At 30.3% G+C, this 20,330-nt stretch carries 19 protein-coding genes; 8 read left to right on the top strand and 11 right to left on the bottom strand.

The features are described 5' to 3' along the window. The first annotated feature begins 85 nt into the window (after positions 1-85). The 3 genes from secA (at position 86) to ACZ451_RS13085 (ending at position 6,162) form a co-directional block, all read left to right on the top strand. Complete coding sequence (secA, locus tag ACZ451_RS13095; protein ID WP_464213116.1) at positions 86-3,448, top strand: preprotein translocase subunit SecA; 3,363 nt, start codon at positions 86-88, stop codon at positions 3,446-3,448. Positions 3,449-3,611: 163 nt separating this feature from the next. Then, entirely contained in the window at positions 3,612-4,802 is a 1,191-nt protein-coding gene (locus ACZ451_RS13090) for a sensor histidine kinase (protein WP_464213114.1), read from the top strand. Positions 4,803-5,157: 355 nt separating this feature from the next. After that, a complete protein-coding gene (locus ACZ451_RS13085) occupies positions 5,158-6,162 on the top strand; it encodes a sensor histidine kinase (RefSeq protein WP_464213112.1) in 1,005 nt (334 codons plus the stop codon). A gap of 334 nt (positions 6,163-6,496) precedes the next feature. Here ACZ451_RS13085 and ACZ451_RS13080 read toward each other — a convergent pair whose 3' ends face one another. The 3 genes from ACZ451_RS13080 to ACZ451_RS13070 form a co-directional block, all read right to left on the bottom strand. Then, a complete protein-coding gene (locus tag ACZ451_RS13080; protein WP_464213110.1) occupies positions 6,497-6,736 on the bottom strand; it encodes a hypothetical protein in 240 nt (79 codons plus the stop codon). Between the two features lie 607 nt (positions 6,737-7,343). Beyond that, entirely contained in the window at positions 7,344-7,568 is a 225-nt protein-coding gene (locus ACZ451_RS13075; RefSeq protein ID WP_464213108.1) for a hypothetical protein, read from the bottom strand. A gap of 187 nt (positions 7,569-7,755) precedes the next feature. Further along, positions 7,756-8,436: a peptidoglycan DD-metalloendopeptidase family protein gene (locus tag ACZ451_RS13070; protein WP_464213106.1), complete on the bottom strand. Its 681-nt coding sequence runs from the start codon at positions 8,434-8,436 to the stop codon at positions 7,756-7,758. A gap of 120 nt (positions 8,437-8,556) precedes the next feature. Here ACZ451_RS13070 and msrA point away from each other — a divergent pair, with 120 nt between their 5' ends. Continuing rightward, the gene (msrA, locus tag ACZ451_RS13065; protein WP_464213104.1) at positions 8,557-9,231 is read left to right on the top strand and encodes a peptide-methionine (S)-S-oxide reductase MsrA; all 675 of its coding nucleotides are present in this window, start codon (positions 8,557-8,559) and stop codon (positions 9,229-9,231) included. A 2-nt stretch (positions 9,232-9,233) separates the two neighbouring features. Here the strand turns inward: msrA and ACZ451_RS13060 are convergent, their stop codons facing one another. From ACZ451_RS13060 to ACZ451_RS13050, 3 genes are read right to left on the bottom strand one after another with little or no spacing between them, the layout of a single operon-like run. Beyond that, positions 9,234-10,721, bottom strand: a complete 1,488-nt coding sequence (locus ACZ451_RS13060) for a hypothetical protein (RefSeq protein ID WP_464213102.1) — start codon at positions 10,719-10,721, stop codon at positions 9,234-9,236. Further along, positions 10,699-11,286 (bottom strand): hypothetical protein, encoded by a 588-nt coding sequence (locus tag ACZ451_RS13055; protein WP_464213100.1) that lies wholly within the window; start codon positions 11,284-11,286, stop codon positions 10,699-10,701. The genes ACZ451_RS13060 and ACZ451_RS13055 overlap by 23 nt, the downstream gene beginning before the upstream one ends. Next, entirely contained in the window at positions 11,270-11,812 is a 543-nt protein-coding gene (locus tag ACZ451_RS13050; RefSeq protein ID WP_464216927.1) for an RNA polymerase sigma factor, read from the bottom strand. The genes ACZ451_RS13055 and ACZ451_RS13050 overlap by 17 nt, the downstream gene beginning before the upstream one ends. A 103-nt stretch (positions 11,813-11,915) precedes the next feature. Here ACZ451_RS13050 and ACZ451_RS13045 point away from each other — a divergent pair, with 103 nt between their 5' ends. The 4 genes from ACZ451_RS13045 (at position 11,916) to ACZ451_RS13030 (ending at position 15,869) form a co-directional block, all read left to right on the top strand. Then, positions 11,916-12,824 carry an aldose epimerase family protein gene (locus ACZ451_RS13045; RefSeq protein WP_464213098.1) on the top strand — a complete coding sequence of 303 codons (909 nt, stop codon included), beginning with the start codon at positions 11,916-11,918 and terminating at the stop codon, positions 12,822-12,824. Positions 12,825-12,937: 113 nt separating this feature from the next. Further along, positions 12,938-14,023, top strand: coding sequence for a methylmalonyl Co-A mutase-associated GTPase MeaB (meaB, locus tag ACZ451_RS13040; protein WP_464213096.1), 1,086 nt, complete (start codon positions 12,938-12,940; stop codon positions 14,021-14,023). Positions 14,024-14,059: 36 nt separating this feature from the next. Further along, on the top strand, positions 14,060-15,016 hold the full coding sequence (locus tag ACZ451_RS13035) for a glycosyltransferase family 2 protein (RefSeq protein WP_464213094.1): 957 nt from the start codon (positions 14,060-14,062) through the stop codon (positions 15,014-15,016). Continuing rightward, complete coding sequence (locus ACZ451_RS13030) at positions 15,000-15,869, top strand: lysylphosphatidylglycerol synthase transmembrane domain-containing protein (RefSeq protein ID WP_464213092.1); 870 nt, start codon at positions 15,000-15,002, stop codon at positions 15,867-15,869. Before ACZ451_RS13035 ends, ACZ451_RS13030 begins: the two co-directional genes overlap by 17 nt. Position 15,870: 1 nt before the next feature. On the opposite strand, the gene ACZ451_RS13025 is transcribed toward ACZ451_RS13030, so the two are convergent. The 5 genes from ACZ451_RS13025 to ACZ451_RS13005 are packed head-to-tail and all read right to left on the bottom strand — an operon-like array spanning position 15,871 to position 20,185. Then, positions 15,871-16,314 (bottom strand): hypothetical protein, encoded by a 444-nt coding sequence (locus ACZ451_RS13025; RefSeq protein WP_464213090.1) that lies wholly within the window; start codon positions 16,312-16,314, stop codon positions 15,871-15,873. A gap of 32 nt (positions 16,315-16,346) precedes the next feature. Next, on the bottom strand, positions 16,347-18,008 hold the full coding sequence (locus ACZ451_RS13020) for an ArnT family glycosyltransferase (RefSeq protein ID WP_464213088.1): 1,662 nt from the start codon (positions 18,006-18,008) through the stop codon (positions 16,347-16,349). Further along, the gene (locus ACZ451_RS13015; protein WP_464213086.1) at positions 18,005-18,574 is read right to left on the bottom strand and encodes a phosphatase PAP2 family protein; all 570 of its coding nucleotides are present in this window, start codon (positions 18,572-18,574) and stop codon (positions 18,005-18,007) included. Before ACZ451_RS13015 ends, ACZ451_RS13020 begins: the two co-directional genes overlap by 4 nt. Before the next feature lie 6 nt (positions 18,575-18,580). After that, positions 18,581-18,808, bottom strand: coding sequence for a hypothetical protein (locus ACZ451_RS13010; RefSeq protein WP_464213084.1), 228 nt, complete (start codon positions 18,806-18,808; stop codon positions 18,581-18,583). Then, positions 18,809-20,185 carry an MATE family efflux transporter gene (locus ACZ451_RS13005; protein ID WP_464213082.1) on the bottom strand — a complete coding sequence of 459 codons (1,377 nt, stop codon included), beginning with the start codon at positions 20,183-20,185 and terminating at the stop codon, positions 18,809-18,811. Between the last annotated feature and the right edge of the window lie 145 nt (positions 20,186-20,330).

The raw sequence follows: 20,330 nt of genomic DNA, 5'->3' as shown, positions 1-20,330 counted from the left end.
TTCTTAGATATAAGTACTAAAGAAAATGAAACTGCTTTATTTAGAACTATTTAAAGCAAAAAACATCAAGTAACACTATATAAATATGAGTTTTTTAAATTCAATTTTAAAGGTTTTTGTAGGAGACAAAGCAAAAAAAGATGTAAAAGAATTACAGCCTTTAATAGACAAAATACACTCTTTTGAGAAAGAATTGGAGCAATTATCTATTGATGAACTTCGTGCAAAGACTGCTGAATTTAAACAGAAGATACAAGATGATTGTAAAGAAATTAATGATCAAATAGCAGCACTTAAAGAAGAGGTAAAAGCATCTAAAGACATCGATAAGAACGAAAATATTTATATTGAAATAGATCGTCTTAAAGAAGAAGCGTATAAAGTTTCAGAAGAAACATTAAATACCATACTTCCAGAAGCATTTGCTGTAGTTAAAGAAACGGCAAAACGTTTTACAAATAATACCACACTTACTGTTACCGCATCAGAATATGATCGTGAGCTTTCTGGAACAAAAGACTATGTTACGCTAGATGGTGATAAAGCTATTTGGAAAAACTCTTGGGATGCTGCCGGAAAAGAAGTAACCTGGAATATGATCCATTACGATGTACAGCTTATAGGTGGTATCGCATTGCACCAAGGTAAAATTGGAGAAATGCAAACTGGGGAAGGAAAAACTTTAGTAGCTACCCTACCCCTATATTTAAATGCTTTAACAGGTAATGGTACACATCTTGTAACTGTAAACGATTATTTAGCAAAAAGGGATAGTGCTTGGATGTCTCCAATTTTTCAATTTCATGGTTTAACTATAGATTGTATTGATAATCACACGCCTAATTCAGATGGTAGAAGAGCAGCATATAATGCTGATATTACCTATGGTACTAATAACGAGTTTGGTTTTGATTATTTAAGGGATAATATGGCCCATACACCAAGTGATTTGGTACAACGTCCTCATAATTATGCAATTGTAGATGAGGTAGATTCTGTTTTGGTAGATGATGCCCGTACACCATTAATTATATCTGGACCCGTACCAAAAGGAGATATTCATGAATTTGATCAGTTAAAACCTAAAGTAGCTGATATTGTACAGCTACAAAGAAAATATTTAACAGGTGTTTTATCAGAAGCAAAGAAATTAATTACTGAGGGTGACACTAAAGAAGGAGGTTTTCAATTACTACGTGTATTCCGAGGTTTGCCCAAAAACAAAGCTTTAATTAAGTTTTTAAGTGAAGAAGGTGTAAAACAATTGCTACAAAAAACAGAAAATTTCTACATGGCAGATAACAACCGTGAAATGCCTAAAGTAGATGAAGCATTGTGGTTTGTTATTGATGAGAAGAATAATCAGATAGAACTTACTGAAAAAGGAGTTGAACATATTTCTGGTGAACAAGACAAAGAGTTTTTTATTATGCCAGATATTGGTGGAGAAATCGCCAAAATAGAGACTCAAAACTTAGACATTGAAAAAGAAGCTGAGCTTAAAGACGAATTATTTAAAGAGTTTAGTGTAAAAGGAGAACGTATCCATACCTTAAACCAGCTATTAAAAGCATATACTTTATTTGAAAAAGATGTGGAGTATGTAGTAATGGAAAACAAGGTAATGATTGTTGATGAGCAAACGGGGCGTATTATGGACGGTCGTCGTTACTCAGATGGACTGCATCAAGCTATTGAAGCTAAAGAAAATGTAAAGATAGAAGCAGCCACACAAACTTTTGCTACGGTTACTTTACAAAACTACTTTAGGATGTATAGTAAATTGTCTGGTATGACGGGTACTGCTATTACAGAAGCTGGTGAATTCTGGGAAATCTATAAGTTAGATGTAATGGAGATCCCAACCAACAGACCTATTGCCAGAGATGACAGAAATGATTTAATTTACAAGACAAAACGTGAAAAATACAATGCCATTATTGACGAAGTAACTAAACTTTCGAAAGCGGGCAGACCTGTATTAATTGGTACAACATCAGTAGAAATTTCTGAGTTATTGTCTAGAATGTTAGGCATTAGAAAAGTACCTCATAATGTTTTAAATGCAAAATTGCATAAGAAAGAGGCAGATATTGTAGAAGAAGCAGGTAAAGCTGGTATTGTAACGATAGCCACAAACATGGCGGGTCGTGGTACCGATATTAAATTATCAGATGAAGTTAAAGCAGCTGGTGGTTTAGCCATTGTTGGTACAGAACGTCATGACTCAAGAAGGGTAGACAGACAGTTAAGAGGTAGATCTGGTAGACAAGGAGATCCTGGAAGCTCGCAATTCTATGTTTCGTTAGAAGATAACCTAATGCGCCTTTTTGGTTCTGACAGGGTTGCTAAAATGATGGATAAAATGGGCTTAGAAGATGGTGAAGTAATTCAGCACTCAATGATGACCAAATCCATAGAACGTGCTCAGAAAAAAGTAGAAGAAAATAACTTTGGTGTTCGTAAACGTTTGTTAGAGTATGATGATGTGATGAATGCGCAACGTGAAGTAGTCTATAAAAGAAGACGCCATGCCTTACAAGGAGAGCGATTAAAAGTAGATATCGCCAATATGATTTACGATACTAGTGAAGTTATTGTTGAAACGAACAAAGGTGCGAGTGACTATAAGAACTTTGAATTTGAACTGATTAAATATTTTTCAATTACATCTCCAGTATCTGAAGAAGATTTTGGAAAAATGAGTAATCAAGAAATTACTGATCTTTTATACAAAGCATCTTATCAGCATTACCAAGAAAAAATGGAGCGCAGTGCTGCAAATGCATATAGAGTCATTAAAAATGTTTTTGAAGATCAATCTAATACATTTGAACGTATTGTTGTTCCTTTTTCTGATGGTACCAAAACGTATAATATTGTAACAGATTTAAAAGATGCGTATGAAAGTGATGGGAAACAATTAGTTACAGATTTTGAAAAAAGTATTACACTAGCTATTGTTGATGATGCTTGGAAGGTACATTTAAGAAAAATGGACGAATTAAAACAATCTGTACAATTAGCAGTTCATGAGCAGAAAGATCCATTGTTAATATATAAGTTTGAAGCCTTTGAACTTTTTAAAGGAATGATAGAAAAAGTAAACAAAGAAGTTGTTTCTTTCTTATATAAAGGTGAAATACCTACTGGTAATACTTCTAATGTACAAGAAGCAAGAAATATAAGTAGACCTAAGGAGAAACTTAATGTAAGTAAAGAAGAGGTTTTAAATAGTGATGAACTCGCAGCACAAAACCGTGCGGTTGGGCAAAATCAAGGTCAGAGACAAGCCGTTACAGAAACAATTACTAGGCAAGCTCCTAAAATTGGCAGAAACGACCGTGTTACTATAAAAAATGTAATGTCTGGAGAAAGTAAGACCGTAAAATATAAACAAGCGGAACCACTTATTTCTAAAGGAGAATGGGTTCTTACTGAACATTAAGTGTTAAAAACCTTATAAATAGTAAAACGACAGCTAAAAAACAGCTGTCGTTTTTGATTATATCAAAAAACCTTTTAGATTTACGTAACGAAGAATATCTCGTGAATTCAATTATATAAATTGAAAACCATTAGAAACAGTGGTCTTTTTATAAATCATATAAATGTCCCTAAAAGCAAAGACTTCATTAGTACTTAGAGTAAATTATTTTTCAAGTGCGCTTACCCTTTTGTTTTGTATCGCTTGCTATTACTTTTTGGATATTACAGATGTTATTCCACTTACATTTTGTTCTTTTAGTTTTTTAAATCTTGTCAATACTTTAGTATACAAATCGCATAGAAATTTAACGCTTACCTACAACATTACCTCAATTATGGCACTATCTGCTGCTGTTATTGTTACCCTTTATAGCGGAGGCATTAATAGTGGTTTTATATTTGTTTTGGCCTTAGTAGTTTTTGCAGGTTATGTTACTACCAGACAATATGGAACCATATATTTATATATTGTATTCTTATTAATAACCCTTATTTATGTACAAGGCGCTGGAGATTTTGAATTTACCAGAAATGTAATCCCTGAAAAGTCTAGAAGTGTTTTTAACTATCTAAGTGTTATGTTTTCGGTATACATATTAGGCGGTGTTTTTGGTAAAATACTAATCACAACACACTATAAATTATATAGTTCTAAAAAAGAAGTAGATCAAAAAATAAAAGAAAAAGAAACTTTACTAAAAGAAGTTCACCATAGAGTTAAAAACAACTTACAAACCGTTTCTAGCTTATTAAATTTACAAGCTAGAACTATGGATAATCCAGCTATGAAAAGTTTGTTTAAAAGCAGTCAAAACAGAGTAAATTCTATGGCTATGGTACATGAGATGCTTTATATGAGAGAAGATCTTTCTAAAATAACATATAAGTCTTATGTAAAAGAACTAGCCGAGTATTTAATAAAATCTATTAAAGGTGCTGAAAATAATATTCAATTAAAAGTATCCATTAATGATATTGATTTAGGTATAGATACAGCTATACCATTAGGTCTTTTAATTAATGAAGTGATTACAAATTCACTCAAATACGGTTTTAAAGATCGGACAGAGGGAGAGATTAATATTGCTTTAACGAAAGTTGAGCACCAAACGTATAAATTAATTATAGGTGATAATGGTGTGGGATACCCAGAAGATACAGATGCTACTAAAACAAAATCTTTAGGTTTAAAACTCATACAAAACCTCAGTAGACAATTACAAGGTTCTGTAGAAAGAGATACCAGCTTAGAAGGCACCAATTATATTGTGATTTTTAAAGATTTAGAAGATAACACTCCACTTATTAAATAGTAAATTCTTATTTTTTACGCAGAAAAGTATAAAATAAGTGAAATTATAAGTAATATTATCATACTATTTTTTCAAAAAAATAGTTTTTATTTAAAAAAGTTATAGTTCTTATCATTAATATCAAGATATTATACAGATGAATTTAAAGAAAACAAATAAGAACAGGCTGGTCAATAAAACTCGCCTCCTTATAAAGTTTAATTATATTTCATCTATTTTGAGTATCGTTTTAGGGGTCTTTTATATATTTTTCATAGACTCAAAAAAAATAATACTTCCTGCTATTTTTTTTTCATACACAGTCTTTAATTTAATTAATGTAATTTCTTATACCTTTCATAAAAAATTAGTTGCTATGGCATTAGCAACTTCCTTAATTTCACTTATCAGCACATTATTAATTACGCTATATAGTGGTGGAATAAGCAGTCCTTTTATGTTTATTTTAGCCTTAATTGTTCTTGCAGGCTATGTTTCTACTAGTAAATTTGGGAAAATTTATCTCTATACCATCATCATAATGATTATTGCTATCTATTTTTTAGATAGTTATTATTTTGATTTTACCCAAAATGTAATCCCAGAAAAATCTAAAAAACTTTTTGATTTTATTAGTATTTTATTTGCAGTATACTTATTAGGAGGCGTATTTGGCAAATATTTACTTAGAGATCATCATCAATTATATAAATCCAAAGCAGAAATAGAACAGCGTATAAAGGAAAAAGAAATGCTTCTTAAAGAAGTACACCATAGAGTTAAAAATAATTTACAAACAGTATCTAGTTTGCTTAATTTACAAGCAAGAAATATAGAAAGCAACAATGTAAAAACGCTTATAAAAAGCAGTCAAAGTAGAGTAAATTGTATGGCTATGGTTCATGAAATGCTATATATGAGAGAAGATTTATCTAAAATAGAATATAAATCTTATGTGGAAGAACTGTGTAAATATTTAATAAACTCTATAAAAGGAAATGATAATGATATTGCATTATATATAGATATAAATGACATTAAATTAGGAATAGATACCGCAATTCCGTTAGGGCTTCTTATAAACGAAATTCTTACGAATTCTTTAAAATATGGATTCCAAAAAAATGAAAAAGGAGAAATCTCTATATCTATTAAACCTAAAAATTCAGACAATTATATTTTAAAAATTGGAGATAATGGTGTTGGGTATTCAGAAGACATTACTCCAAAAACGGTGAAATCTTTAGGTTTAAAGCTAATCTATAACCTCACTAGACAATTACAAGGGTCTATACAAAAAGATAATAGCCTAAAGGGTACTAATTACAATATCATTTTTAAAGAAATTGATCAAAACATTCAGCATATTACAACAGTATAGAGGGCTATTTCGATAGTGTTTTAAGTGATATAAAAAGTATTAAGCCTTATTACAAGCCTTTGCCGATATAACGAGTCAACCAAGATTTTACAGAAAAAGCAGTATGAATTCTAACATACAATTTTGAGTAAGTCTTTTCAACTTATCAAAATTGAGTTCAACAAATAAACACTTTCTTTTCGCATTTAGAAATAGTCATGAGAAAATCCTCAAGATACAGATTTATGTAAGGTGATAAATGTCTTGAATAGTTTTTAAAATCTTAAAATTGATTCTGAACACAAAATTATTGTGAAATTGAATTATAATTAAACAGAAAGATTCAATCTAAATTTTAAACTAAAACTTCAAATTCATTCTCTTTAGTTGTAAAATTTAATGCTTTTTGTACCCTATAATTCTTGAATAAGTATAAACGAGTAATTTGTGTTGGAGGATTTGATTTTAAAATATTGACCTTGAACAAAACAACTTGTTTTGCTTTTAAAGTTATTTTATTTTCTGGTTTTTTCTCGTTTCCGTAAGTAAAAAACCCAATGCATAAAGCAAAAAGGATTGTAATAATTGATTTCATAATGTAGGTAGATTTGGGAGTCTAATTATAAATGTAATAATAACTTCCATGATAACACAAAAAAGTCGCCCAAACTCACTAATATCTGTTGTTTGAACAAAACTTCGATAAAATGCATATTTTTTAACCGATAAACGATAGTATTCATCCACCCATCTAAGCAAAAACCTATAACTATCTAAAAAAGTGAAGTTGCTATTTTTAGGATAAAACTTAGAACTACATCAAAAATAGAAACCTGAATAATAACTATAAAAATTATTTTTTCTTTTGAATATATACCATAATTGGTTTTAATATATTTTTATTATTTCTACTTACCCCATAAAAAGAAAAAAATAGTACTATAGTAATCAGTATTATAGTTAAAATCATAATTGCTTTGTTTTACAACTATAAATTTAACAGCTATAGTGGTCGTAGCTACTTTATAATCGCTCAAGGCAGTTTATTTTTCGGTATCTAACAAAAACGTAGATAAGATGAGTATGTAATGGAAAGAATTATATTATTCTGCCATTGGCAAAGTTAAGGAGAGTAATTTTTGTAGCTTTAGTTATATAGTACATGTAAACGTAAAACGCAAAATAAAGTAGTATTTAATGAACTAAGCCAATTTAGCTCTATTTCTTTTGGTATAAAAAGATAATTCTTTCTTTACTCTAGAATTTTTGTACAGATATAAACGAGCAATATTATCTGTTTTTTCAATACTATTTATAATAACTACTGTTTTAGTTATTGTTTTTACTTTTACTTCTGTGTTTTTAGTATTAGCATTTGCAAAAAGAGTTGTAAAAAGAATAAAAGATATTGTAATAATTAATTTCATGACTTGCGTTTTAGTTACACTGCAAAGTTAGTAGCAAACACAGGTCTATTTCTTTAAAAATCGCTCAAAACCCCTTATTTTTAGGTATCTGATCAAAACTTGGATAAAGTGTTCTCTTTAACCGTTCATCGATATTACACCTGTTTTCGCTCATCGAAATGAGATGCATTTCATCGACTTTTTAAAATTATACTTTCAATAATAGATTTGGATTTGGACTATTTTCAGCATAAAAAGGCAGGTCTTTTTTTGTACAAACTCCAGGATAATCACCCATATACAATGCTATATTCTTAATAATTTGAAAGTGTAAATGGGGCGCATAGTTTACATTTATAGCCGTCTCCCCTATTGTTCCTAGAACTTCTCCATCTTCAAAAACTTTACCTACATACAATTTGTCTAAAGACGCTATGGTTAAGTGTCCATATAGGGTATAGAATTCTATACCGCCTGTATTGTGCGAAAGAATTATGGTTGGACCATAATCACCTTTAACAGCATTATTCTTAAAGCTATGCACTATACCTTTTATAGGAACTAATACTTTGGTGCCAACTTTTGTCCAGAAATCTAAACCTAAATGAATGTTACGTAAAGCATCTTTATTTTCAGAAAAATTACTTTTATCTGCATATAAATTTCTTTCTTCTAAATAACCACCGTACGCCACTGTAGCCTTATTGGAATGCAAAATAGTATCTATATATTTTTGACATTCTGTAGGCTGAGTAATATCAATGGAGTTTAATGCCGTATTATGAACAGATAAATCTAAATTTGTATATGTATTTAAATGAATAGCAGTGTCTAAAATTGCTATAGGTTGTTCTGAGACCTCAGTAAGAGTTTTTTCAAAAGAATTCATCTGGTAATTTAACTTAAAAACATATGTAACGCTATGGTAACTAAGAATACAAGAATAAGCAATATCTAATAATGTAAGGATTTATATATTTCTTGTACTAATATTTTATAAAATCATATCATGAAATTAATTAAAATTACTCTTTTATTAGTATTAACATTTGTTTCTATTGGCTGTCAGTCTAAAAGTAAAGCTAAAGATAACAGTAAAGAAATTGCTATTGCAAACCAACAAGATTTAGATAAATACGAAACTGCATATTTTGCAAGTGGTTGTTTTTGGTGTGTAGAAGCAATTTTTGAGAGTGTAAAAGGAGTTAAAGAGGTAATTTCTGGTTATTCAGGTGGTACAGAAAAGAATCCTACATATGAACAGGTGGGCTATGGAAGAACTTCACATGCTGAAGCTGTTGAAATATATTACGATCCAAAAGTAATTTCTTTTGAGGAGCTCGTAATTGCTTATTATGGTTCTCATGATCCTACTACTGTTAATGGGCAAAGGCCCGATATGGGACGCCAGTACCGTTCTATAGCTTTTTATAAAAATGCAGCAGAGAAAAAAATTATTGAAGATTATATGGCAAAACTAGAAGCTGCTAAAATTTATGACAGCCCACTAGCTACAGAAGTAACTAAATTTACTGTGTTTTATGATGCCGAAGAATATCACCAAGATTTTGAAAAAAGAAATCCCAATCAGTCTTATATACGCGCTGTATCAGTACCACGTTTAAATCGATTTAAAAAAAGACATCCAGAATTATTAAAGAAGGAAGCTGAAGCAAATCATTAATATTATTCAACTACAATATTGCTATAGTTAGACGTTACTGTAACTGTTTTATCACTGTTTTTATTTTTATGGTAACCCTTGTATATCGTTGTTCCGTTATTGTCTACTTTGTTTAGTGTTAAATTTGTTGTACAATGTACTTTTGACCTTGTTCCGTTAATGTAAACGTCATAAGCAATTACCTTAGGCATTTTACAAGAAAATTCGCCATTATCTACAGCAATATCAATAGTAGAAAAATTAGGGGCTACAGCATTAATCTGTAGCGCCCCTAAGTTATTCTTTGCGTATATATTTTTCATTAAATTATCAATATTGATATCTGAAGATACTGCATTCAAGGTCAAGTGATTCACTTCTTCTAAAGTAACATGATCAGAATAATCAACATTTAATCTTCCATAATTCCATTTTTGAATGCTTATAGGAGAATAAGATGCATTAATTTGTGTTTTATCACCATCTATAGTAGCGGCATATAAATCTGTATATGCCAAAGTAGCATTTATATTTCTGGTATTAGCTGCTAGTTTTACCTCACCATGACGCACATTCATTTTTAAAGTAGCCGATTTTGGCATTTTTATTTTTATACGCTTTGTTACCTTTACTTTAGCATTTTTTCCATCTTCACGACCATCAAAATAAAAAACACTTGGTTTGTGATCACCATTCCAAAATACTCTTGGATCTTTCTCACGTTCTGTAATCCTATTTATCCATTCTTCTCTTCTTTCAGTTAAATTTTTTCTGCGCTCTTTGTATTCAGCCTCACGTTCTTTTCTACGTTCTTTGTATTCGGCTTCACGTTCTTTTCTAGCTTCTACAAATCGTTTTCTTCTTTCTTCATATGCTTTCTTTTTTGCATCTATTCCTTTTTTATTCTTAAGTTTCCTTTTACTATTCGCTATTTTAATTTTTACAGCACCATCAAAATCGTCTCCAAAATTTTTCTCAAATTCTTTTTGCCATTTTTTTAAATATGAATCTCCTTCTCTTTTAAAAGCTTTATGATCAAATTCTGGTATATTATCGGTAAGATCTATTACAGCATCACCCAAATCCAAAGCACTCTCTTCCAATTCAATCACTAAAGGTTCTATGTGAGAGATATCAAAATCAAAGTCTTCATATGTAACATGACCAAAATTTCCATTTCCCACATGATCTAACCAACGATTAGAGGATCCTGTATTAATTTTTATTTCTTTGCTATTTCCAGTGATTTTAACTTCATTCCGTTCAAAATATTTTTCAACATCTTCAATTTCAACACCATCAATCTCTACAATGGCTTCGATAGAAATTTGGTTTTTATCCCAAGTTTCAAACTCAATATCTGTGTGTGTGGTATTAATATTTAATACCGCATCATCACCAACATTATAAATTTCACTATAGGTTTTTGATTGTTTTTGTGCTGTTAGACTTAAATTAGTAAGTATAAAACCTAAGGCTAGAATAAATTTATATATTTTGTACTGTTTCATTTTTTGATGATTTTAATTCGTTTAATTTTTCTTTTAATTTTAATAACAACTTTAAACGTAATTGTAAATTAGTAATCAAGGCATTAATAGTTTGATCATTTGGCCCTAAGGTATTTAGCTCTTCATTAAGGTTTTGATATTCTTCATTTAATTCAGATAATCTATTCATAAAATTATCTACAATGATTTTATTATCACCTTTTATTTCTATTTGAGCTAATTCTAAATTAATATTGGCTACATAGTACTGTTCTATCTTTTTTAAATCTGGAGATAAATCACCTAAAGAAATACTACTATTAGCATCTTCTTTTGGTTTTTCAGTACCAACAATAGTTGTAGTTTTTTCTATATCTCCATTATTAAAAAACATATATCCTATACTACTAAGACCACATAAAAGCAAAACGGCAGCCGCTATTTTATATACAGAAAAAGCAGGTTTTTGAGCAACTGGAAAAGCATCATCTAACAATGCACTAAAGCGCTCTTTATGCCCTTCTTTTAAAGTAGGTTTTTCAGACATTCTTTTTTCTTTAAATAACTCTCTAAGATCCTGTCCCATATACTTTTTCTTTTAATAATTCTTTTAAAATAGCTTTACCTCTTAACAATCTAGTTCTACAGGTTGGCCCTGGAATAGCTAAAATTTCGGAGATTTCTGAATGATCATAACCTTCAATAAGATACAGCATCAATACATATTTATAAGTATCGGAAATACTTAATATTGCATCCCGTACTTCGTCTATTGACACTTTACTAGAAACACTCCAATCTTCATCTTCAACAAGTTTTAATTGATTTTCTGCCAATGGAACGTGCACATTCTTTTTCGCTTTTAAAAAATCTAAACTTGTATTGACCACTATTCTTTTTAACCATGCACCAAATGTAACTTCACCTTTAAATTGATCAATTTTTTGAAACGCTTTAATAAAAGACTCTTGCAAAACGTCTTCTGCATCATCTTTGTTCTTAACAAAGCGCATCGCTACACAAAACATTCCATCACAATATTTATCATAAAGCTTTAATTGTGCTTTACGGTTATTACGCTTACATTTTGTAATTAAATCTGTTTGGAACATGTAATGAATTTCCAATTATTAGTTTTTAGTTGTTATTTTAAAGACGACACAATTATTTTGATGTTTCAAAATAATGTAATTTTATAACTTAAATATATGATTTGTGATTCAAAACACCATTAAAACTAACGCTATAAGCCTTACTGTACTTGATTATGGGGCTATTATTCAAAAACTTATTGTTAAAGATAAAAATGGAAAACCAACCAATATGGTTTTAGGTTTTGAACATCCTGAAGATTATCTTAACAATCCTATGTATTTAGGTGCTTGTATTGGTAGATATGCTGGAAGAATAGCAAATGAAGGTATTGCTCTAGAAGATAAAAAGTATCCTATACATGCTGACAAAGGAGTGCACCTACATGGGGGTATAGAAGGTTTTGATAAAAAATATTTTACTGTTGATGAAGTTTCTCATGGAGACACTCCTTTTATTAAACTATCATATACAAGTCCTGATATGGAAGAAGGTTATCCGGGCAATTTAAATGTAACGATTACCTATACTTTAATTAACGATACTTTACAAATTACACATGAAGCGCAAACAGATAAAACCACAGTAATCAATTTAACAAATCATTCTTATTTTAAAATAGATACAGAAGATAGTATTAACGGATATGAGTTGACATTAGATTGCGAAGAAATTTTAGAAACGCATGATAATTTAGTACCTACTGGAAATTTTCTAAAGGTAAAAAATACGAAGTATGATTTTTTAAATATGACAAGAATAGGCGACACTCGTTTAGACACCCCTTTTTCTATTAGCCATAAAAAAGAATATACTGCTTGTTTACACTCTCCAATTTCGGGTATTAGTTTAAATGTAAAAACCAATCAACCTGCAGTAGTTATATACACTCCAGAAGAAAAACCATCTATTTGTTTTGAAACGCAGAATTTCCCTGATGCACCAAACCATTCTAATTTTCCTTCAAGCATATTAAAACCCGGAGAACAGTATAAAAACGAATCTTTTTTTAAATTTACAACACAATTATAATTAACGGACTAATAAGGCATATAAAAACCCACAACGAAAAATGAATGATTAAATTTGTATAAAACTTTAGTCATACATCAATAAAGTTTTTAGTATTAAAACATTGGGCATTTGTGAAAAAAACCACTAAAAAAGCTACGCTAAAAGAAAATGCTGGAATCCCTCCTCCAAAAAGCATCAACACAAAATCTATTGAAAAAATAGTTGCTAAGCGAAAATCACAACCCAGTGCTCTAACATTACATAAAGCAATTTTAAAAAGTGATAAAACGGCTTTAAGCAGAGCAATTACCTTAGTAGAAAGCACTAATCCTGAACATCTTAAAAAAGCAAATCTCATTATTGAGAAATGTTTATTATCGTCAAATAATTCGGTTAGAATAGGCATTACTGGAGTGCCTGGTGTTGGCAAAAGCACTTTTATAGAAAGTTTAGGAAAACAATTAACACAAAGTGGTAAAAAAGTTGCTGTGCTAGCGGTAGACCCAACTAGTTCAATTAGTAAAGGGAGTATTTTAGGAGATAAAACACGTATGGAAAACCTTGTAAAAGATTCTAATGCATTTATACGTCCTTCTCCTTCTGGAAAATCTTTAGGTGGTGTTGCTCGTAAAACTAGAGAAACTATTGTTTTGTGTGAAGCAGCTGGATACGATGTTATTTTAATAGAAACTGTTGGTGTAGGACAGAGTGAAACCGCAGTACATAGTATGGTAGATTTCTTTTTATTATTAAAATTATCTGGTGCAGGAGATGAATTGCAGGGCATAAAAAGAGGTATTATAGAAATGGCAGATGCTATTGTAATTAATAAAGCCGACGGAAAAAATATTAATGCAGCCAAGCTTGCCAAAATAGAGTTTACACGTGCATTGCATCTTTACCCTGCAAAAGATAATGGTTGGGTTCCTAAAGTATTATTGTGTTCTGCTATAGAAAAAACAGGTATAGATGGTACTTGGCAGGTAATTGAGAATTATATCACTGAAAATAAAAAAACAACGTTTTTTCAAGAAAAAAGACAACTCCAAAATAAATATTGGGTATTACAAACGATAGAAGAGCAATTAAAATCTAATTTTTATCAGCATAAAAAAGTAAAAAAAGCACTAGAAGAGATCTTAGAAAAAGTAACTACTCATAAAATTTCTCCTTTTATTGCTGCAGAAAAATTGCTAGCGCTCCAAAATGAAAATTAAAATCATAAATTTGCAGTCCTAAGACAGACACTATCTATGAGTATTTTAACCGATTCCCTTCTTTCTATAGTCGTTCCTTTATATAACGAAGAAGAGAATGTAACGCTATTAACGCAAAAAATTCACGAAAGTTTACAAGGCTATACCTATCAAATAGTTTATGTAGATGATTTTTCTACTGATGCTACTAAAAAAGTAGTAAAAGCAATGAAAGATGATAAAGTTCATCTTATTGCATTAAAGAAAAATTATGGCCAGAGTTTGGCTTTAGCTGCTGGTTTAGATTATGCAGAAGGCGAATATATTATTACTATGGATGGTGATTTACAAAACGATCCAAGTGATATTCCAGAAATGCTATCCTATGCTGTTAGTGGTGAGTATGACGTAGTAACAGGAATTCGGCAAAAAAGAAAAGATTCTCTGGTAAAAAAAATACCCTCTAAAATTGCTAATTTTTTAGTGCGTAGAGTTACAAAATTAGATATAAAAGATAATGGGTGTGCCCTTAAAGTATTTACAAAAGACATTGCCAAAGACTTGAATTTATATGGCGAAATGCATCGCTTTATTACCTTATTAGCACATTTAGAAGGTGCGCAAATGAAACAAGTGCCTGTAAAACACCATGCAAGAAATGCTGGCGTTTCTAAATACGGTTTAGAACGTGTTTTTAAGGTAATTGCAGATATGGTGCTTTTACTCTTTATCCGCAAATATTTTCAAAGACCTATTCATTTATTCGGAATCTTTGGTGCATTATTGATCTTTTTAGGAGGAGGTATAAACATCTACTTATTAGTGGTCAAATTATTAGGAGATGATATTGGCAACAGACCCTTATTAATATTTGGCTTGATGTTTATTTTAGCAGGAATACAGTTATTTACCATAGGAATTGTAATGGAACTATTAATCCGTACCTACTACGAATCTCAAAATAAGCGGCCATATCGAATTAAAAATATTTCCATAGGTGATAAAACCAAATAAAAAACTGGTCACTGCACTAAAAATTGTTATTAGTGTTATCTTATTATATTTTATTTTTACCAAAATAGGTCTTGATTCTGCTTTAGAAACGCTACAAAAAACACAGCCTTTTTATCTTCTTTTAGCAGTTCTCTTTTTTGTCATCTCAAAAGTAATTGCAGCCCTAAGGCTTAATCTTTATTTTCATCAATTAAACGTTTTTTTAACTCAAATAAGTAACCTAAAGCTATACTTATTAGGGATGTTTTACAACCTGTTTTTACCTGGTGGAATTGGTGGTGATGCCTATAAAGGCTATATTATAAAAAAGAAATTTGAAATAAATACCAAAAAAATTGTAGCAGTTTTAGTTATAGACAGATTAAGTGGTTTATTGCTGCTTTTTGTTTATGCTTGTATTTTATTAGCCATATTAGACACTTCCTTATTTATATATAGCAAACAAGTAGCTATTACTGCTAGTATTGCTAGTATCTTTATTTTTTGCTTACTTCATAAAAAGTTTTTTAGCTATGTACATGCAATTTTCTGGAAATCATTTGGATATTCTGCTTTAGTGCAATTATCGCAATTAGTTGCGGTATTGCTTATATTGAAAGCTTTACAAATAGAAGCATCAACTATCCCCTATTTGTTTATTTTTCTAATCTCTTCTATAGTATCTGTAATTCCACTTACTTTAGGCGGATTAGGAAGTAGAGAAATTACTTTTTACTATGGAGCAGCCTTACTTAGTTTAAACGAAAATACTGCTATTAGTGTTAGTGTTGTCTTTTTCTTAATTACTGCTCTAGTGTCCTTATTTGGCGCGGTATATCATTTTAAAAAGCCAGAATTAATAACTTCTGTTTAAATTATAACTCTTTTTTGTTTATTATTTTAAACGATTCATACCTGAAAACTTTGGAATAATCTGGTTTTTCAGGTGTTTTTATTTGATAAGATCTCGAAATTCCTTTTTCTAGATAAAACTGTCCAACCAATTTTAAATTCTGATTTTGGTAAATTGTATCAAAATATTTTTCTGGAATGATATTATTTTTATCATTTGGTTCAATAAAAATACAATCTTCCGCTTTTAAACTATATGCCGTATTGTGTTGATACAACTTTGTTTCATAGAAGTTTGCACAATCACAAGCCCAATTTACATAACCTACTTCTATGGTTTCAATTTTATTACTCAAATTATTGGGATGATCTAGAAATGTTGGAGTTGATTTAAAGTATGTATAACAGAATATGATTCCGATTACAGTAGCACTAATTTTGCCTGTCCAAATTAGTAATTCTTTCAACTTTTGCAATTTATTTATATACTAATGACTACTTAATAAATATAAATAAGATGTCTCTTATTAAGTACTTTTTCTCTTTTAAAAGGATTTAAAAACCTAGCTTGTAAACGGCTTATTCTAAACTGATTTACGGTTAATTGCTTATTCCAATAAAGATTAGCTTTTCGTAATGCTTCAAGATCACTATCAGTAGCATATACCCATACCGCATTTTTATATTTCAACTCGTTTATAGAAATAGATTGTACCGGCTTTTGATTGTAAAAATCTAAAGCCCAAGTATGATCTTCTGAAAATTTATAGATCGTTGTTTCTAAAGGAATATTTTCTTCTTGCAATTTTTTGGCTATGGATGATCCTGCTTGATATTCTAACAAATTTGGATAAAAATGAAAATTCATAACTGCATTGATCAATAAAGAACTTGTAACAGACAGTGTAATTATTCTTAGGTAATAGGCCTCTCTTTTTAGCGAAAAATATACTGCAAAAGCGTATGAACCAAATAGTGAAGCATATGTGAAAAAAGAATCGATTTTAAACACAAAAAAGCAAATTAATGCACTAGCAATAAATACAACACAAAGCATAAAATACTGAATACCTAGTATTACTTTAATGGCTTTTTTCTGGGTATAGACATATAAACTGTATAAATAAGATGCTGTAAGAATTGAATACAGCGGTATAATGATATTTAAATAGTGTGGTAATTTAAATTGTGCAAAACTTATTAAAATAAAAACTACAGCAATTCCTCCTAAGGTTAAAAACTCATACTTAGGATTGTATTTAAATTTTAGTTTAATAAATGTTCCTACTCTACTCCAATACGCTATGATACAGATAAATGTCCATGGTAGAAAAATCCAAAAGAAGGTATGAAAAAAGAAAAAGTAATCGCTACTATTCTTGCCAATTCCTTGTCCACTCATTCGTTCAAAACTTTGTTCCCAAAGAATAAATAAGATTCCACTTCGATGATCTTTACCTCTTATAATTTTCTCCGGATGCAAATCAAATTGAATATAATAAGCATACAACATTGGAGCTATTGTTATTGCAAAAACGACTATTGCAACTAAAACACGCCAATTTATAAACTGATTCCATTTACGTGTATATGCTAAGTGGCATAATATAGGTAAACCAATAACAACTAATGCTATTTGTCCTTTTGTAGAAAATGCAATACCAGCCCCAAAAGCACCTAAAACAATATGTTTTAAGCTATTTTTATTAATGTAAGCAGTTAAATGCCAGAGTCCAAAAATGGTAAAGCCTGTTAAAACAGCATCTGTACGGACATCTATAACAGACAAGATAATAGTCTGTGTTGTGAGAAAAATTAAAGCTGCAAATTTACCAACGTATGTATTATATAATAATTTTCCTAGTCCATAACAACTGTATGCCCCTAGAAATGTAGCCAATATAGCTGGGATTCGATACGCCCAATCATGAATTCCAAAAATTTTAAAAGATAAAGCAGCAAGCCAAAAATGCATATGTGGTTTATCTAAATATTCACTTGGTCCTTTAAATAAATGTAAAAAATCATTTTCTTGAACCATTCTCATGGCCATAGTTGCAAATTGCGCAGAATCGTTTTCAAATAAAATAGAAAACATTCCTGCAATATAAATTACAACTACACAAAAAAGTAAAAACCAATACCTAGTATTAGAAATCATACACCTATTTTACGAATCACAAATATATACAACTTTGCAAATAACCAACTAAAAACTAGTCCTATAATAGCTCCTGTAAAGATATCTAAAGGGAAATGAACACCAATATAGATACGGCTATACGCAACTATAAATGCCCATGTTAATAAGAAAATAACGATATATTTTACTTTTTGTTTTAATAAAATGCTAAAAAATCCAGCAACAGCAAAAGAATTTGCTGCATGCGCTGAAAAATAACTGTATCTCCCTCCGCAAGAATCTTTTACCAATCGCATTAGACCATACAAACTATCATCATAACAAGGTCTTAAGCGTCCAATTCCGTATTTAAATAATGTAGAAAGTTTATCTGTTGCTGTTATTAATAAAGCAATCATTACCAATACCAACAATAGCTTCTTTACACCATAAGATCTATAAAATAAGAATGCTAAAAATAGGTATAATGGAATGGCAGTAAATTTATTTGTCATAAACATCCAAAAGCCATCCCAAGTAGTATTTCCTAAATTATTTAGAAATAAAAAGAGTTCTTTATCATACTGTATGATTTCCTCTAGCATCTTATTTTATTCTTCATATCTAGCAACTTCTCTATCATAAAAAGCGGTTGCCTGTTGTATTAAGTTTTCAGCCTCAGATTCTAGTTCTTTTTCATCTTCTCTAGTAAAATCTTCTAACCACTCTACTTCGTCATTTTCAAGATTTATTATAAACCTAGGATATTCTGTATGCACTATAAATATAGCGCTTGGATAATCAGTATTATCCCCTAATAAAAATTTAGGAAATTCCATTTATTTACTATTTAAGCTAATTAGTTTTTTAGTTTGTATGTTAAATCGAATATACAACATTATGGCTGATGCTGTAAGCCCTGCTAATAATCCAATCCAAATTCCTGTGCTTCCAAAATTTGTATGTAATCCTAAATAATAACTTATAGGAAAACCAATAAGCCAGTAGGCAATAAAGGTAATAAAAGTGGGTATTTTAACGTCTTGTAGACCTCTTAAAGCCCCTAAAACAACAACTTGTAAGCCGTCTGAAATTTGAAAAACAGAAGCTACTAATATTAATTTAGCTGCCATTAAAATTACTTCTGTATTATCTACTTGATTGGCTACATTATTAATATCTAAGTAAATGGTAGGCAACCAATTATTAGATAATAAGAAAAATAATGCAAAAATAATTTCTATCAGTAGGGTTAAAAAGAATATAGACTGCGCTATACGTCTCAAATCTTTAAAGTTTTTTATCCCTTTTTGATTCCCTACTCGTATCATAGCAGCAACACCAAGCCCCATACCAACCATAAAGGTCATACTAGAAAGGTTTAATGCTATTTGATTGGCAGCTTGGGCATTTTTTCCAAGTACACCACTCAACCATATGGCAGCGGTAAAAATAGCAACTTCAAAAAACATTTGTAATGCAGAAGGGAAACCTAAAGCTATAATCTTTTGCATCACTTTTTTTTCTAACGTTTTAAAGTTAAAATTGGTCACATAGGCCTCAAATTTAGCAGCCTTTTTTAATAATAACCAAAGGTATAACAGCATTATAATTCTTGCTACTAATGTACCTATAGCTGCTCCTATAATTCCAAGTTTTGGAAAACCAAAACTTCCAAAAATGAGGAGGTAATTTAACACAATGTTCACCACATTTGCTATCACTGTAGCATACATAGGGTATTTGGTTTGCGATAAGCCTTCAGAAAATTGTTTTAAGGCCTGAAATATGATTAAAGGCACCAATGAAAATGCTACTAAATCTAGATACGGTAAGGCTAATGAAACTACTTCAGGTGGTTGTTTCATATAGTATAATAATGGTTTGGCAATAAGTATACAACCAAATAAAGACAGGCCTAGTACAGTACAAAGTACTAAACCATGTTTTAAAGCACTTTTGCCTTTTGCAATTTCACCAGATGCATCGGCTTCTGCTACTAAAGGTGTTATAGCGGTAGAAAAACCTATCCCTAAAGACATTGCAATAAAAACAAAACTATTCCCTAAAGAAACAGCTGCTAATTCAGCTGTACCAATGCGACCCACCATGATATTATCTGCAAGACCCACAAAAGTATGTCCTAGCATTCCCAAAATTACTGGAAATGACAGCTTTAAATTATAACGGAATTCTTTAGTGTATTGCTGAAACAATTTGTACGTATTTTAAAGTACACAAAGATAAGGGGTAGTATTGGATAAATATGAAGTAACTGTTTATTTAGATTAGTGAATTAAACTTTACTAGAATACCGTCAAAAACACCATTAATTCCGCTAAAAAGAAAATTTAAAGTTTA

It is taken from the genome of Allocellulophaga tsushimaensis (assembly GCF_055383085.1).
This window is presented reverse-complemented; position numbering and strand designations above follow the sequence as displayed.

Bases quoted from the DNA above. Each gene is read 5' to 3' on its own strand.
- ACZ451_RS13080 (WP_464213110.1), bottom strand. From the start codon at position 6,736: ATGAAATCAATTATTACAATCCTTTTTGCTTTATGCATTGGGTTTTTT.
- ACZ451_RS13020 (WP_464213088.1), bottom strand. From the start codon at position 18,008: ATGATTTCTAATACTAGGTATTGGTTTTTACTTTTTTGTGTAGTTGTA.
- ACZ451_RS13060 (WP_464213102.1), bottom strand. From the start codon at position 10,721: ATGAAACAGTACAAAATATATAAATTTATTCTAGCCTTAGGTTTTATA.
- ACZ451_RS13085 (WP_464213112.1), top strand. From the start codon at position 5,158: ATGGCATTAGCAACTTCCTTAATTTCACTTATCAGCACATTATTAATT.
- secA (WP_464213116.1), top strand. From the start codon at position 86: ATGAGTTTTTTAAATTCAATTTTAAAGGTTTTTGTAGGAGACAAAGCA.
- ACZ451_RS13035 (WP_464213094.1), top strand. From the start codon at position 14,060: ATGAGTATTTTAACCGATTCCCTTCTTTCTATAGTCGTTCCTTTATAT.
- ACZ451_RS13070 (WP_464213106.1), bottom strand. From the start codon at position 8,436: ATGAATTCTTTTGAAAAAACTCTTACTGAGGTCTCAGAACAACCTATA.
- ACZ451_RS13015 (WP_464213086.1), bottom strand. From the start codon at position 18,574: ATGCTAGAGGAAATCATACAGTATGATAAAGAACTCTTTTTATTTCTA.
- ACZ451_RS13010 (WP_464213084.1), bottom strand. From the start codon at position 18,808: ATGGAATTTCCTAAATTTTTATTAGGGGATAATACTGATTATCCAAGC.
- ACZ451_RS13075 (WP_464213108.1), bottom strand. From the start codon at position 7,568: ATGAAATTAATTATTACAATATCTTTTATTCTTTTTACAACTCTTTTT.
- msrA (WP_464213104.1), top strand. From the start codon at position 8,557: ATGAAATTAATTAAAATTACTCTTTTATTAGTATTAACATTTGTTTCT.
- ACZ451_RS13055 (WP_464213100.1), bottom strand. From the start codon at position 11,286: ATGGGACAGGATCTTAGAGAGTTATTTAAAGAAAAAAGAATGTCTGAA.
- ACZ451_RS13050 (WP_464216927.1), bottom strand. From the start codon at position 11,812: ATGTTCCAAACAGATTTAATTACAAAATGTAAGCGTAATAACCGTAAA.
- ACZ451_RS13090 (WP_464213114.1), top strand. From the start codon at position 3,612: ATGTCCCTAAAAGCAAAGACTTCATTAGTACTTAGAGTAAATTATTTT.